General features: G+C 56.5%; 12 protein-coding genes. 9 read left to right on the top strand and 3 right to left on the bottom strand.

Translation table 11 applies throughout. The features are described from left to right. Positions 1–304: 304 nt before the first annotated feature. Positions 305–991: a hypothetical protein gene (locus F1379_RS29220; RefSeq protein WP_150275999.1), complete on the top strand. Its 687-nt coding sequence runs from the start codon at positions 305–307 to the stop codon at positions 989–991. A 65-nt stretch (positions 992–1,056) separates the two neighbouring features. On the opposite strand, the gene F1379_RS29215 is transcribed toward F1379_RS29220, so the two are convergent. After that, entirely contained in the window at positions 1,057–1,743 is a 687-nt protein-coding gene (locus tag F1379_RS29215) for a GyrI-like domain-containing protein (RefSeq protein ID WP_150275998.1), read from the bottom strand. A 172-nt stretch (positions 1,744–1,915) separates the two neighbouring features. On the opposite strand from F1379_RS29215, the gene F1379_RS29210 reads away from it, so the two are divergent. Continuing rightward, positions 1,916–2,800: an SMP-30/gluconolactonase/LRE family protein gene (locus F1379_RS29210; protein WP_150275997.1), complete on the top strand. Its 885-nt coding sequence runs from the start codon at positions 1,916–1,918 to the stop codon at positions 2,798–2,800. A 473-nt stretch (positions 2,801–3,273) separates the two neighbouring features. Continuing rightward, positions 3,274–4,173, top strand: coding sequence for a fumarylacetoacetate hydrolase family protein (locus F1379_RS29205; RefSeq protein ID WP_150275996.1), 900 nt, complete (start codon positions 3,274–3,276; stop codon positions 4,171–4,173). A 60-nt stretch (positions 4,174–4,233) separates the two neighbouring features. Here the strand turns inward: F1379_RS29205 and F1379_RS29200 are convergent, their stop codons facing one another. After that, positions 4,234–4,773 carry a CDP-alcohol phosphatidyltransferase family protein gene (locus F1379_RS29200; RefSeq protein WP_150275995.1) on the bottom strand — a complete coding sequence of 180 codons (540 nt, stop codon included), beginning with the start codon at positions 4,771–4,773 and terminating at the stop codon, positions 4,234–4,236. A gap of 24 nt (positions 4,774–4,797) precedes the next feature. Then, a complete protein-coding gene (locus F1379_RS30775) occupies positions 4,798–5,040 on the bottom strand; it encodes a cysteine-rich CWC family protein (protein WP_150276001.1) in 243 nt (80 codons plus the stop codon). Between the two features lie 268 nt (positions 5,041–5,308). Between F1379_RS30775 and F1379_RS29190 the strand changes: the two genes are divergently transcribed. From F1379_RS29190 to F1379_RS29165, 6 genes are all read left to right on the top strand, one after another. Continuing rightward, on the top strand, positions 5,309–6,268 hold the full coding sequence (locus tag F1379_RS29190; RefSeq protein ID WP_203457196.1) for an ABC transporter permease: 960 nt from the start codon (positions 5,309–5,311) through the stop codon (positions 6,266–6,268). Between the two features lie 16 nt (positions 6,269–6,284). Further along, complete coding sequence (locus F1379_RS29185) at positions 6,285–7,181, top strand: carbohydrate ABC transporter permease (RefSeq protein WP_150275994.1); 897 nt, start codon at positions 6,285–6,287, stop codon at positions 7,179–7,181. A gap of 59 nt (positions 7,182–7,240) precedes the next feature. Then, a complete protein-coding gene (locus tag F1379_RS29180; RefSeq protein WP_150275993.1) occupies positions 7,241–9,070 on the top strand; it encodes a type 2 periplasmic-binding domain-containing protein in 1,830 nt (609 codons plus the stop codon). A 120-nt stretch (positions 9,071–9,190) separates the two neighbouring features. Further along, a complete protein-coding gene (locus F1379_RS29175; protein ID WP_150275992.1) occupies positions 9,191–10,933 on the top strand; it encodes a sensor histidine kinase in 1,743 nt (580 codons plus the stop codon). Next, on the top strand, positions 10,926–12,368 hold the full coding sequence (locus F1379_RS29170) for a response regulator transcription factor (protein ID WP_150275991.1): 1,443 nt from the start codon (positions 10,926–10,928) through the stop codon (positions 12,366–12,368). Before F1379_RS29175 ends, F1379_RS29170 begins: the two co-directional genes overlap by 8 nt. Further along, complete coding sequence (locus tag F1379_RS29165; protein WP_162551317.1) at positions 12,340–14,052, top strand: extracellular solute-binding protein; 1,713 nt, start codon at positions 12,340–12,342, stop codon at positions 14,050–14,052. Before F1379_RS29170 ends, F1379_RS29165 begins: the two co-directional genes overlap by 29 nt. Positions 14,053–14,520 lie beyond the last annotated feature (468 nt).

Below are 14,520 nucleotides of genomic sequence, written 5' to 3'. Positions count from 1 at the left end.
CCCTCCGACTGGCCTCAGACGAAGGTGGAGAATCTACATTTCCAGCAATCTTCCCCCTGTAGATCTACCGTGGTAAGTTTTTTGCAAAATTACTGCTCTTTTTCATTAAATCCCCGGCTTTAATTGCATAAAATGCAAATAACCACCAATTAGGCTCGATTTTAAGGGAAATAGATGTACAAAATGCAGTTACATACTCTTTCAGGATCAGGTACATATCCGCCTGCAGCCCGATTTGCACGCTAATGCCTTGCATTACAATTAGGTCATCTATTTACCAGTACTTGGATAAGGGGATGGAGTAATGAATCAGGAACTGCTGCCGGATTTGGTACTTTCGGGGGTTAATACTGCGGAGGGCGGCCGCTATAATGAGGTCAGGCTGGAAGGGGTATGCAAGATTAACGGACCGGTGCAAGCGCGCGTCTTCCGGGCCGACGGAATGATGAAGCTGAACGACGATGTACAGGCGCAGGAGCTCGATGCGGACGGCAAGCTGACCTTCAAAGGCAATCTGGAGTCCGGATCGCTAACTATGGACGGCATGATGACCATACACGGTGCCCTGCGTTGCGGCAAGCTGGCCTTAAACGGTATGGCCGATATCAAGGAGGACTGTGATCTGCAGGTACTCAGCGGCGAAGGCGCCTTCGCAGTAGGCGGATTGCTGAGCGCAGGGGAAATCGACTTCATGCTTCACGGCAAGTGCAAGGCGGAGCGGATCGGTGCCCGCAGCATTGTGATCTGCCGCTCCCGCCGGGCGGTCCACAACAAGCTGCTGGCTGATCTGATTCCGAAATTCAAGGCCGGGCTTAAGGCCGACTTAATCGAAGGGGAGCATATTGAACTGGAATATACGGAAGCGGAGCTCGTCACCGGCGGCAGTGTAACGATAGGCCCCGGCTGTGACATTGACCTGGTGGAGTACCGGGATACCTTGAAGGTTCATCCGGAGGCCCGGATTGGAAGATCGGAACAGATTGACGGGTAAATCGTATTTACGCAGCGATATGGCCGGAACGGTCCGGTGCATCTACAGGAATTACCGGCTGACGTCTATAACCGTGCGACCTGGAAGCGAAGCACAGTCTTAAGCTTGTCCGGCGCCGTTCGGCGTGCATCGGAGATGTAAATTTCACGATGAGTGAGCGAGAGCCGGCGGAGACCCTGCTCACGGCAATACTGCTCCATCCGGGCAAAGCTGGCAGCTTCCGTGTCATAGGGCCCGATATGCATCATCTGTACACACAAGCCGTCTTCGGACCTGCCGAAGGCGGCTTGGCCGTTCAGCGGATGGGGCTTGATCCGCGCAGAATTCTCCATGATCTCTGCAGCGAACAAGGGAGTTACGAAATCGGGCTGACGGATCATCAGCGTGTATACTAGATCATCCTTATCCAGAAAGGCTTTGGCGCGCCCTTGCTCATTAAGATCCCAGATCCCCTCCAGCGGAAAAATGGTGTATTCGTAATAATCTGCCGGAGCAGCAGCTTTCTTACGGGGGCCCCGCAAAGTGCCTGAATCGGCTCCATGCAGACCCTCAATTTGCGGGGTTGTTTTTGGAGACATTTTGACGGCATAGGACAGCGAATACAGCAAGCCCACAGCTTCGGCAAAGGCTGCACTGTTCGGGTTGCCTTCCCCCTTCAGCATAAAGGCCGGAAAGGCAGGCACTTTGACCACTGCGGGTTCGGTGGAGGGGAGATACAGGGATTTGTCTTGTTTTTTCCATTCATATTTCAATGAGGCAGCCTCCTGTTTAATAGATAACAGCCCGGAATCTTATTCTTACGTTCATAGGATAGCATACCCAACCGGACAACCTTATGTCAGGTTCATCCGGCAGCAGAGTAATGCAGATCGGTTATAATATAGGAGGATGCGGAAACCGGATCAAAGACAGGAGGCTGAACAGATGTACTTACAAGCGGAATTGGTGCCAGTTGGCAAGGCGCGGCTGGGTGAAGGACCCCACTGGGATGAAATGCGGCGAGAGCTGCTCTGGGTGGACATCGAAGGCAGACAGCTGCGGGTATACCACCCTGAAAAGGGGCAGGAGGATGTCTTTCACTTCGCTAAAATGGTCACAGCAGTTGTTCCGGCAGCAGGCGGCGGCTGGGTCCTGGCGCTGGAGGACGGAATATACAGCTTCAGCGGGCAGGGAGAGCCCAGGCTGCTGGCTCCTGTGGAGCAGGATCAGCCCGGCAACCGGCTGAATGACGCCAAATGCGACAGTCAGGGCCGGCTCTGGTTCGGCAGCATGAGCATGGAAGGCAAGCAGAATGCCGGTGCTTTCTATTGCTTGGACACCGATGGTACCGTACGGCGCATTCTGGATGGGGTCGGCATCTCCAACGGTATGGCCTGGGATGAATCGCGCGGCCGGATGTATTACATCGACAGTTTAACGCGCGGTGTCGATGCGCTGAACTATGAGCCCGGGAGCGGGGAGGTCAGCGGCCGGCAGCAGATTGTCCAGTTTGGCGAAGATGAAGGCATCCCGGACGGTATGACGATAGACAGCGAAGGTATGCTTTGGGTCGCCCACTACGGGGGCGCCTGCGTCTCGCGCTGGAACCCGTTAACCGGCGAACGGCTCGGCAAGATCGGGGTACCCGCCAAGAATGTCACCTCCTGTACCTTTGGAGGGGAACAGCTGGACGAGCTGTACATTACCTCGGCTCGCGGCAGCATGAGCGTTGAGGAACTGAAGGACTGGCCGGATACCGGAGGGCTGTTCCGGGTGAGACCCGGTGTGCAGGGAGTGCCGGCTAACCGTTACACCGGGAAGCTGGGCTAGCCGCCCCGTTAGGCAGTCCCTGGCCGGTGTGCGGCAAATGCGGCCAGGTGTGCGGCAAGGAGCTACGGTCAAGTCAGATACAAGCAAGTCAGACTAGTACCTTGACCGCAACAAATTGTAGCTATGCACCATCTATTTGCGAGTAAGGCTGGGGACGTCCGCACCTACGTCCCTTTCCTGTGAACAGGCCGAGCTAATCAATCCTAATTGTAGTCGAAAAACCGACCACAATAGGCTGCAGAGAAGGTAAACAGGGCAAACGTAGGCGAAAAATCGACCACAATGTCTTGCCGTTGAGGAAAACAGACCCATTGTAGTCGAAAAACCGACCACAATGGGCCGTAGAGAAGGTAAATAGGGCAAGCGTAGGCGAAAAATCGACCACAATCCATAAACCAAGCGCTCGGAATTGAATGGGTCAAGGTATTAGGAATGCGTTAGATTTGCCGGCAGGCGAAGAGGAGCGGATAGCATTGAAGCTGCTGAATATGATCGAGAACGGTGCCTTGCGGTTGGGGGTAAAAGAAGGAGACTATGTGCTGGATGTGGCGCACGCGCTTCAGCACCTGAAGGAAGCGGCAGGCGGGGTTCCCGCTTCGTTTGAAGAGGTGCTTGCGGGCGGAGCGGCGGCACTTGAGCGGCTGGGCCGCTTCGTGGATGAATTGCCGGCGAATAGAGAGGCCGCGTACTGGAAAGTGGAAGCAGAGCTGGAATTGGCTCCTTGTGTGCCTAATCCGGGCAAAATCATCTGCATCGGGCTGAATTACCGCCGTCATGCCCTGGAGACGGGAATGCCGTTGCCGGAATATCCTATTCTCTTCAGCAAGTTCGCCAATAGCCTGGCCGGACACGGCGAGACCGTACCGCTGCCGCGTCATTCGCAGAAGGTGGACTATGAGGCGGAGCTGGCCATCGTCATCGGCAGGCGGGTACGCAGCATCCCTCCGGATGAAGCGGAAGCGGCTATCTTCGGGTATTGTGCGGCGAACGATTTGTCGGCCCGCGACCTGCAGATGCGCACCAGCCAGTGGCTGGCCGGCAAATCCTGCGACAAGTTCGCCCCCGTCGGACCTTATGTGGTGACTGCAGACGAGGTGGGCGATCCGCAGCGGCTCGGTATCCGCTGTTATGTCAACGGGGAGCTGCGCCAGGACTCGAATACGGCCGATATGATCTTTGATTGCCGGCAGATTGTCAGTTACATCTCGGAGTGCATGACGCTTGAGCCGGGCGATCTGATTCTGACCGGTACACCGGAGGGTGTAATGATGGGCTATCCGGCGGACCGGCAGTATTATCTTGAGGCCGGCGATGAAGTGATTGTGGAAATCGAGAAGCTGGGAACACTCAGCAACAAGATGGTCATGTTATAAATGGTCATGTTATAAATGGTCATGGAATAAGGCGGAGCGGTGTCGGCGTGAGCCGGCGAGCTAGCGTTGCCGGGTGAACAGGCTCTTCCGGTTCACATCCAGCCTGGCCGAGGTCAGATGGATTGCCGTTTCTTCTGCGGCCGACAGCACGGCAAGCACGCATAACGGCCACAGGAGTCCCTGCCAATCCAGCAGCAGGAAGAGCGGTGCGGTGAATAACGCCGCTCCGCAGAGCTTGCTGCTCCAGGTATGCAGCATGGCGAATGTGCGGTATTTGACGGCAGCAATGAGCACGCTGGCGAAGCGAATGGCCGCAGCTGCGATGATCCAGGGCACATATCGTGCGGCTTCCGGGCCAAGCCACCCGATCATGAATATTAGTATAGCGAGACAGAATACCATGTCGGCGAGGGAATCCAGGCGGGCGCCCAGACCGGATTCCCACTGCTTGCAGCGGGCAATGGCCCCGTCCAGCACATCGCTGAGACCGCAGGCTACATAGATCATGATGAAGAGCAGAGGCTCTTCATAGGTGAACATCAGCCACACCGACAAAAGAATCCGGCTGAGTGTCAGCAGATTGGGGATGTGCCGCGACATTGTTATCGAACTCCTTGCATTCAGCTAACCCTGGCTGCCGGAACTTATGTCCCCTGCCAGCGCCTGGAGACAGTCACGGCAGATACAGGACGCTTCGGGATAGAGCTGCTTGATCTGCTCCAGCGTTTCGCGGGGCACAGAGAAGCTCATGCACCAGCAGGTATCTGCCGGGTTGCCGTGCGCCAGCGCACAGCCGTTGTCCTTGCCGCAGACCGGACAGTTGGCGCCGGTGCGCTCCGCTGCCGGATTACGTTTGTCTGAAGGAATACCCGTAACCTCCTTTTTACACCTCGAATATTTATGCCTCTCATATAGCTACCTTCAAGGATATAATTTACAACTTAACATTACAATGAGTTTTGCTGCTGTGATCACCGGCCGTATCCCCCTGAGAAAATAGTCCGCTCCTCTGAGAAAATAGTCCGCTAACCCGCGACAGCTCTCCCGCAAGGGCATGCATTCCTCTCTCCCGGCAGGGTAAAGTTCTCTGTTAGGATGTAAGCGTAATCATCTGACGGAGATAGGAGATTTCGCTATGGGGGTACCTTCCGAAGAAATGCTGCGCGGCATGCAGCCGGCCAGTCCGCACCGCAGAAGGCTGCAGAACAAGTACAAGCTGTTTCTGATGGCGCTGCCGTTTCTTGCGGTGACCTTTATTTTCTATTATTTGCCGATCAGCGGATGGATCTATGCCTTCTATGATTTCATTCCCGGCATCCCGCTGTCGGATACGCCGTTCGTGGGGCTGAAGTGGTTCCGTACCATCGTGTCCAATCCGACGCAGACGGCGGAAGTGCTGCGTGTGCTGAAGAACACAGTGGCGATGAGCACGCTCGGGCTGGTTACCTCAGTGTTCCCGGTTATTTTCGCCATCCTGCTGACCGAAATCAAGGCCGGCTGGTACCGCAAGCTGGTGCAGACGATGACGACGATACCGAACTTTATCAGCTGGATTCTCGTCTACGCGCTGGCGTTTTCCTTATTCTCAGTGGACAGCGGGGTGGTGAACGGCATTCTGGTCTCGCTCGGCCTCGTGGATGAAGGGTTCAACTTTCTGGCCTCAAGCTCGCACATCTGGCTGACAATGATTGCCTGGTACTGGTGGAAGTCACTCGGCTGGGGCGCAATTCTGTATCTGGCGGCAATTGCGGGCATCGACCAGGAGCTCTATGAAGCGGCAGAGGTGGACGGCGCCTCAAGGTTCCGCAAAATCTGGCATATCACCGTGCCCGGTATCCTTCCGACATTCTTCGTGCTGCTGCTGCTGTCGATCGGCAACTTTGTCAACAACGGGATGGAGCAGTATTTTGCCTTCCAGAATGCGATGAACAAGGACGCCATTGAGGTGCTGGACCTGTATGTGTACAATATTGCTTTTGCCAACAATTTTCCGTTCGCCACGGCGGTCAGTATGCTGAAATCGGTTGTCAGCGTGCTGCTGCTGTTCGGAGCCAATACGCTGTCGCGCCTGGTGCGTGACGAATCCATCATTTAAGGCGGTGTGAAGCGGGATGAAGAGGAAGAAGCTGAAGCCGGGCAATGCGCTGTTCCAGGCACTCATCTATGGGCTGTTCGGGCTGTTCACGCTGAGCTGCCTGTATCCGTTCTATTATCTGTTTATTAATACGATCAGCTCCAACGATCTTAGTGCGGCAGGCTATATCAAGTTCTATCCAAGGGAGATCCATTTCGACAATTATTCAAAAGTGCTCCGGATCAGCGGACTCAGTCATGCGGCGCTGGTGTCGGTCTACCGGACGGTAGTCGGGACATTGCTGACTGTGGGCGCTTCCGCCTTCCTTGGCTATCTGTTCACCAAGCGGGAAATGTGGGCCCGGCAAATCTGGTACCGCAGCATTGTGGTGACTATGTATTTCAGCGCCGGTCTGATTCCGTGGTATATCACCATGCACAATCTGCACCTGACGAATAATTATCTGGCTTATATTCTGCCGTCGATTATAACGCCGTTCAATATCATTCTGGTCAAAACCTATGTGGAAGCCATCCCGCCGTCCCTGGAGGAATCGGCCAGCATGGACGGAGCCGGTTATCTGCGCCTCTTCTGGAGCATTATCGTGCCGCTGACAACGCCGATTCTGGCGACGATTTCGATCTTCTCGGCGGTCAACCAGTGGAATTCGTTCATTGATACGGCTTTTCTGATGACGGATACGAAATATTACACGCTGCAATTTCTGCTGTGGCGGTATTTGAATGAGTCCAGCTCGCTGGCGGCGCTGATCCGCAGCTCGCCGGATATGGCGGCCAGTGTGCAGAATATGCAGACTCCGACCTCCGTGCGGATGACGGTCACCATGATCGTCGTGCTGCCGATCCTCATTGTGTATCCGTTCTTCCAGCGCTTCTTCGTCAAAGGCATCATGATCGGTGCGGTTAAGGGGTAACGGCTGCACCGGATCGCTTTACCAAGCAGTAAACCAATTCAAGTAGGGGGAATATTCCAATGAAGCTCACAAGAATGCTGCCTGTGCTGCTCAGCATCATGATCCTGCTGCCCTTGGCAGCCTGCGGCGGCAGCAACAACGGGAACAGCGCAAGCAACGCTGCGACCAAAGCGCCTGCAGCGGAAGCTACCGCAGCCGGTGAGGCCAGCGCTGCACCGGAGGGCGGCGCTCCGGATCACGCCAAGCCGCTGAAGCTGACCGTCTTCTCGACGACGGCGAATTATGCCGGACCGCAGACCGGCTGGTTCGCCAAGATCATCAAGGACAAATTCAACATTGAGCTGGACATCGTGGCCTCCAATCTTACCGGCGGCGACACGAAAATCTCGGCCATGATGGCCTCCGGCAATCTCGGGGATATCATCATCTTCGGCGACGACAAGAACCATTATCCGAACGCCATCCAGGGCAAGCTGCTGCTGGACTGGACGAAGGACGGACTGCTGGATAAGCATGGCGCCGATATTGTAAAGCAGTTCCCCAAGGCCATTGAGAAGGCGAAGGTTGCTTTTGGCGGGGGCAGTGCGGTATACGGCATGGGCAACAATGTGGCCGTGAATCCTTCCGGGCCCTCCGAGGGCAAGGATATGACCTGGGGACCCGATCTGCGCTGGGATCTGTACCAGCAAATCGGCGCGCCGGAAATCGGCAGCATCGAGGCTTATCTGCCGGTGCTGAAGCAGATGCAGGAGCTGGAGCCGAAGAACGAGCAGGGCAAGAAAACCTATGCCTTCTCGCTCTGGTCCGACTGGGACGGCAACTACAAGATGACCCTGGCGAAGCAATTCGCCTGCATGCTCGGCTACGATGAAATCGCCGATACCGCCGTCTACGTCAAGGCCGATGAGGAGAAGTATTATGATTTCATATCCGAGGACAGCTGGTATATGAAATCGCTCCGCCTGTATTATGAAGCGAATCAGCTCGGCCTCGTCGACCCTGACTCGCTGACCCAGAAATTCGATGATGTGGTGGCCAAATACAAGGATGGCCGGGTGCTGTTCTCCTGGTTCCCGTGGCTGGGCGCCGCCAATTACAACACCCCGGAACGGACGGCTGAAGGCAAAGGCTTTGCACTGGTTCCCTTCAAGGGCGAGCTGATGTATTCCACAGGCTTCAATGTGTATGGCGGCAACGGCATCATCGCTATCGGCGCCAAAGCCAAAGAACCGGAGCGGATCATGGAATTCATCAACTGGATGTACACCCCTGAAGGGGCGATGCTCTCGGCGGGCAGCGGTACAGCGGTACCGAACGGCCCGAAGGGGCTGACCTGGGATATCGGCGTAGACGGTAAGCCGGTCATTACCGATTTCGGCTGGGAGGCGTTCGCCAAGCAGCAGGATACGAAGATTCCTGAAGAATACGGCGGCGGTGACTTCTATTATGGCTCGAACCAGATGAACTTCTCCTTTGTCGTCCCGGCGATGGAGAATCCGGAAACGGGCGAGCCGTATGACCACAATTTGTGGCAGACGACCCTGGAGCGCAATCCCTCGAAGCTCGACAGCGACTGGAGAGCGAAGATGGGCGCGCTGACGGCGAAGGAATATTTTGAGAAGAACGGTATGCTGGCCGTAGCGCCGCAGGGCTTCACCGGCAAAGAGCCGCTGATGATGGATAAGACGCTGGAGCAGAAGAACAAGCAGATCGGGACAGTGATCCAGCAGTATTCCTGGAAGATGGTGTTCGCAAAGAACGATGCCGAATTCGACAAGCTGAACCGGGAGATGCATGATAAGGTGAACGGTCTGGGCTATGCCGACGTCATGGAGTTCTCGGTCAAAAAAGCGGAGGAATTGTTTGAAGCGCGCAAAAGCGTGCAATAACCGGCGGTGATATCAAGGCAGGGCGGTGCAAACCGCTTCTGCCTTATTATTTTCAAATGAGGATAAATATGGTATTCTATAGCCAACTGATAAAACGCTTACAATAAAGGGCGGAGAGGGATGCTGAGACATAAATCCGGCGGTGGACCATCCCCCGCACAATCCTTGCGTTCCATGCTGCTGCTGTATCTGCTGCTCGGCACCCTGTTACCCTTGCTGATCGTCGGCATCGTGTCCTACAGCTCCATTTACTCCATCCTTTCCGGCAAAATCGGCAGCGGCATCACCTCCACCCTGCGGCAGGAAGCGCTCAGCCTGGAGAATGCGTTCGACAATCTGGATTTTGCCTCCAAGCAATTCGCCCTGGACGGGCAGATTGTAGCGGAGATGTCCGCTTTTCTTCAGGAGCAGCAGATTTACCGCAAATCGCAAATCATGAATTCGATTAACCAGAAGATCAATCTCGTCACCTTCACCAATCCCTACATCGGTTTAACCGCCTACATTATGCCCGGCAACGAAGACCCGGTGCTGTTCACGAATATGAGCACCCGCCCCGCTATGGACGCCGGTCAGCTGCCTTCTTTCATGCGTTATAACGGCGCCGATTATTACGGCCCCCATGTCACGATGTACACTGTCGGCGACAATCCCGTATTCTCCGAGCGCAGAAGCGTCCGCGTGAATGGCCGTCATGAGCTATACATTTATCTGGAGACCAATTACAGTCTGCTGCGCAAAATTTTCAGCCAGGAAGCCTACGGCATGAAGGTAAGCCATCTTCTCATTAATCAAGAAGGTGAACTGACCCATCTGATCGACGGGGAGCTGCCGCCTGATATTGTGGCCGCCGCCGGACGAACGCTGGAGCAGCATGAGGTGGTGAACGGCTATCATCTGTTCCGCTATGCCAGTCCGCAGGGCTGGAAGCTGGTGGCGGCGGTCCAAACCTCGGTGTTCAACAGTGAGATTTATTCCTGGTTCTATAAGATGATTCTGCTCGCGTTATCCACACTGCTGTTCGCCGCGCTGCTCGCCTGGTTAATCTGGCGGCGCATTTACGGGCCGCTGCGCAAGGTCAACGTGGAGATTATCCGCATGGCGGAGAATGTGACGTCTCCGGTTGCTTTTACCGGTGTCCGGGAGTTTGATTTCGTGCTCAGCAACTTCCAGCAGATGAAGGAGCAGGTCAATGACCTGATTCAGGCCGTGGCCCGCAATGAGAAGCAAAAAAGCCGGTTCGAAATCGAGAAGCTGCTCAGCCAGATCAATCCGCATTTTCTGCACAATACCCTGAATACGGTGCAGTGGCTCGCCCGGCTGAACGGGCAGAAGGAAATCGACCGGCTGGTCACGCTGCTGGTGAAGGTGCTGCATTACAATCTCGGGAAGCAGAGCATTATTGTGACTGTCCGCGAGGAGATAGAGGCGCTGCGAAACTATATGGAGCTGCAGCGCATCCGCTACGATTATGAATTCGAGTTCCGGGTTGAGGCCGAAGAAGAGGTGCTCGACGCGGCTGTGCCCCGTTTTCTGCTGCAGCCCCTGGTGGAGAATGCGATCTACCACGGCTTCAGCGATAAGGGCGTAGTGGAGGTGATCATTACCCGGCAAGCCGGAAGCGGCATATGCCTGATGGTCAAGGACAACGGAAGCGGAATGGAACGGGAGCAGCTCGAGGCTCTGCTCAAGGGCGAAGATGCGAAGAAACGGGGACTCGGCATTGGCTTCTCGTATGTGCTGCGGCTGCTGCGGACCTATTACGGCGACCGGATGACGCTGGATATTGCCAGCGGGCGGGATGAAGGAACGACGGTAACCATCTCTATCCCCTATAAAAGCAAGGAGGACTTCGATGATTAAGGCGATTGTTGTGGACGACGAGCGTCTGGTGCGCAAGGGCTTCATCTCGCTGATTGACTGGCCGTCCTTCGGGGTGATGATCACTGGTGAGGCCGGGGACGGATTAAGCGCGCTGGCGCTCCTGGAAGAACAGGAAACCGATCTGCTGTTCGTGGATATTACGATGCCGGGCATGTCCGGCTTTGACCTCATCCGCCAGGTAAAGCTGCGTTTCCCCGCAATCCGCTGTGTGGTGCTGACCTGTCATCATGAATTCGACTATGTACAGGAAGCACTGCGGCTGGGGGCGGTGGATTATATTGTCAAGACACTGCTGGAGGTTGAGAATGCCGGAGCGACGATCGGGCGTCTGGTTGAGCGCATTCAGTGGGAGCAATGTGCCCGGGAGATGCTGTCCGGCGGAGGCGAGGCCCGCATGCTTCATGCGGACAGCGCACTGGTATACGTGCCGCTGAAGCCGCCCGGACACGAAGAGGAGCTGCTGAGGCTGGGTGCAGGGAAGAGGGCCCGGCTGATTGCTTTACGTACCTTGTGGATTTCGCCGCTCTCGAAGGCCGCTGCCGAAGCGGAGGGCCGCCGGGAGCTGAGCGCCTCGCTGGCAGGCCGCTGGCAGGTGGTGCTCGTGAAAGGGCTGGCGGGAATGCGGCTGCAGGAAGCGGAGGACATGCTGGAGCAATGGCTGCGGCCGGCGTTATTCTACGCGGGCGACGGGGACTGCGAGCCGGTCACCATAGGCTTGGACGAGCTGAAGCGGCTGGGCGAAAGCGGCAATGCATCCGGTATGGCCGGGGCCGGGCAGAATCCGCTTGAGACGGGAACCAATCTCCGCTGGACGCTGGAGCGGACAGAATGGGAGAGCTTTACGGGAAGTGTGCATTCCCGCCGGGTTCCGGAGGAGGAGCTTAAGCGCTTTGCCGTAAGCCTGCTCGGCAACTGGCAGGGCTATCTGCTCGGGACCGAGGAAGCGGCGCTGCTGCAGGCCGAAGCGGAGCTGGCCCGGAACTGGTGCCAGTGGAAGAACTGGCTGCGGAATTTCGCGGGCCATGTGCAGCGGCGGAGCTTCGAGCTGGGGATGAGCAAGGAGGTGCTGCTGTGCCTCATCCGGGCGGTCCGGTATATGCGGCGCCATGCCGGCGACAAGATCAATCAAAGTGATGTGGCGGCGTATATCAATATGAGCCGGGGCTATTTCAGCCAATGCTTCGCCCGTTTTGCCGGGGAGACCTTCGGCGAGTGCCTGCGGGGCATGCGTCTGCAGCTGGCCAAGACGCTGCTGCTGACCACGAATATTCCCGTCTGCGAAATCGCCTGCCGCTCGGGCTTTGAGGATGACCGCTATTTCAGCCGGCTGTTCCGCGAACATGTCGGGCGGCTGCCGAGCGAATACCGGGCGGAGGGGATGGGATATGAGCAGGCCCAGGCTCGTCAAATATAGCCTAGCCGTTGTCTTCTGGTTCATGCTTGTCGCTTGCCGGGGAGACGGCGGACAAGGAGAGCTGGTAAAGCTGCCGGACGGAGAAAGTCCTGCCGAGCAGGCCGCCTACGGCCGGTACGGGCAGCCGGTGGTTCTGCGGATCGGCTTCAAGGTACCCGATGCGCGGCTCGGCAACGGGGACAGCAATGACAATAATCCGATCTCGCGATACCTGGAGAGCATTACGAATATCAAGGTCGTTCATGCCTGGGAAGCGAAGGGCAATGAGGCGTTCTTCCAAAAGGCGCAGCTTGCCATCGACAGCGGCGATCTGCCTGATGCCCTGGTAGTCAACCGCGATCAGCTGGCGCAGCTGATCGACGGGGACATGATCGCCGACCTGACCGACACGTTCAGCGACTATGGCTCCTCCCTGATCAAGGACATCTATGAATCCACCGGCGGCGAAGCGCTGGACGACGCTTCAGAGGACGGACGGCTGTATGCGCTGCCCAATGTGGCGCTTCGGGCCGATTCCCCGAGCCTGCTGTGGGTGCGGCAGGATTGGCTGGATAAGCTGGAGCTGCCGGCGCCGCGCACCTTTGCCGACATCGAGACGATTGCCCGCGCCTTTGTGGAGCGCGACCCGGACGGGAACGGCAAACGCGACACGATAGGCCTGAGCGCCTACAGCAATATCATCTATGGCTCCAAGCCCCATGTGAACGGACTGGACGCCGTCTTCAACGCCTTTCATGCCTTTCCGGCGAACTGGATCAGAGCCCAGGACGGTACGATTATGTACGGCTCCATTGCACCGGAGACCAAAGCGGCACTCGCCAAGCTGTCCGAGTGGTACAAGCGCGGATATATAGACCCGGACTTCGCCCTCTACAAGGAGACCCAGGAGCCGATCCTCTCCGGCCGGACCGGCATGTTCTTCGGCCCGTGGTGGATGCCCTATTATCCGCTGTCAGAGGCGGTAGCGCTTGATACCAGGGCGGAATGGCGGGCGTACGCCGCCCCGCTTGACGAGGATGGGCAGTTCGTGGCCCATATGGCTCCGGTCACGGACCGCTATCTCGTGGTCCGCAAAGGATACGGGCATCCCGAAGCGGTGGTCAAGCTGCTAAATGTGTTCACCCGGCTGGAGCGCCGGCGTGATCCGAGCACCGGGCAAGTCAAGCTGCTGGACGATTATTCGGCGGAAACCGGCATCCAGCCGCGGGCTTATTATCCGTTCGATCTGCTGATCGATTACAGCGGAGCCATTGAACGGCATTACTCCGACATCCAGCAGGCGCTGCACGGCAAAATCGATCCGGAGCTGCTGGACCCTGACACCAGGCTCATTTATGAGCGCTGGCTGGCGGAAGAGGAGCAGCCGAAGAAGGATCTGGAGGGCTGGAAGGTGGCTAACTCTTATAAATACGGAGTGGCAGCACTGACCTCCACGGCGATCCGCGAGGTGCGCAGCGTCTATCAGGGCAGCACGTTGACGATGCGGCGCGAATGGCCGCAGCTGCAGCGGCTGGAAATGGAGGCCTTTCTCAGCATTATTACCGGTGATTCGCCGCTGGATCGCTTCGATTCCTTCGTCCGGGAGTGGAAAAGCGGCGGAGGAGAGAAGATTACAGATGAGGTGACGCGGATCGTAGAGGCACGGGAGGGCGGGGAGAGTAAGGGCTCAAACGGAGCGGAATAGGGCCTTTTACGTGCTTTTTCATACACAATCGGTCCGATTACTCTCGCGTTGGCCCAATGTGGTCGGTTTTTCATACACAGTTGGTCCGATTACTCTCACGGTAGCCCAATGTGGTCGGTTTTTCATACACAGTTGGTCCGATTACCCAGGTAGTGGCCCAATGTGGTCGGTTTTTCATACACAGTTGGTCCGATTACCCAGGTAGTGGCCCAATGTGGTCGGTTTTTCATACACAGTTGGTCCGATTACCCAGGTAGTGGCCCAATGTGGTCGCTTTATCATACACAGTTGGTCCGGTTACCCAGGTGATGGCCCAATGTGGTCGCTTTTTCATACACAATCTCCACAGCCCCCTAATTAAGTTGGAGTCCTCCCCCACGAAAATGTAGACTTAATACATGGAGGAGGATGAGCTTAATGGGAAAAATGTCCGCACAGAGAGAAAAGGCTGCACAAGAGGTCTTGTCT

Origin of the sequence: Paenibacillus tepidiphilus (assembly GCF_008635795.1) — a bacterium.
In the GTDB taxonomy this organism is placed as follows: Bacteria; Bacillota; Bacilli; order Paenibacillales; family Paenibacillaceae; genus Paenibacillus_AQ; species Paenibacillus_AQ tepidiphilus.
Note: the sequence above shows the minus strand (reverse complement) of the source record. Positions and strands in the feature narration are given on the sequence as shown.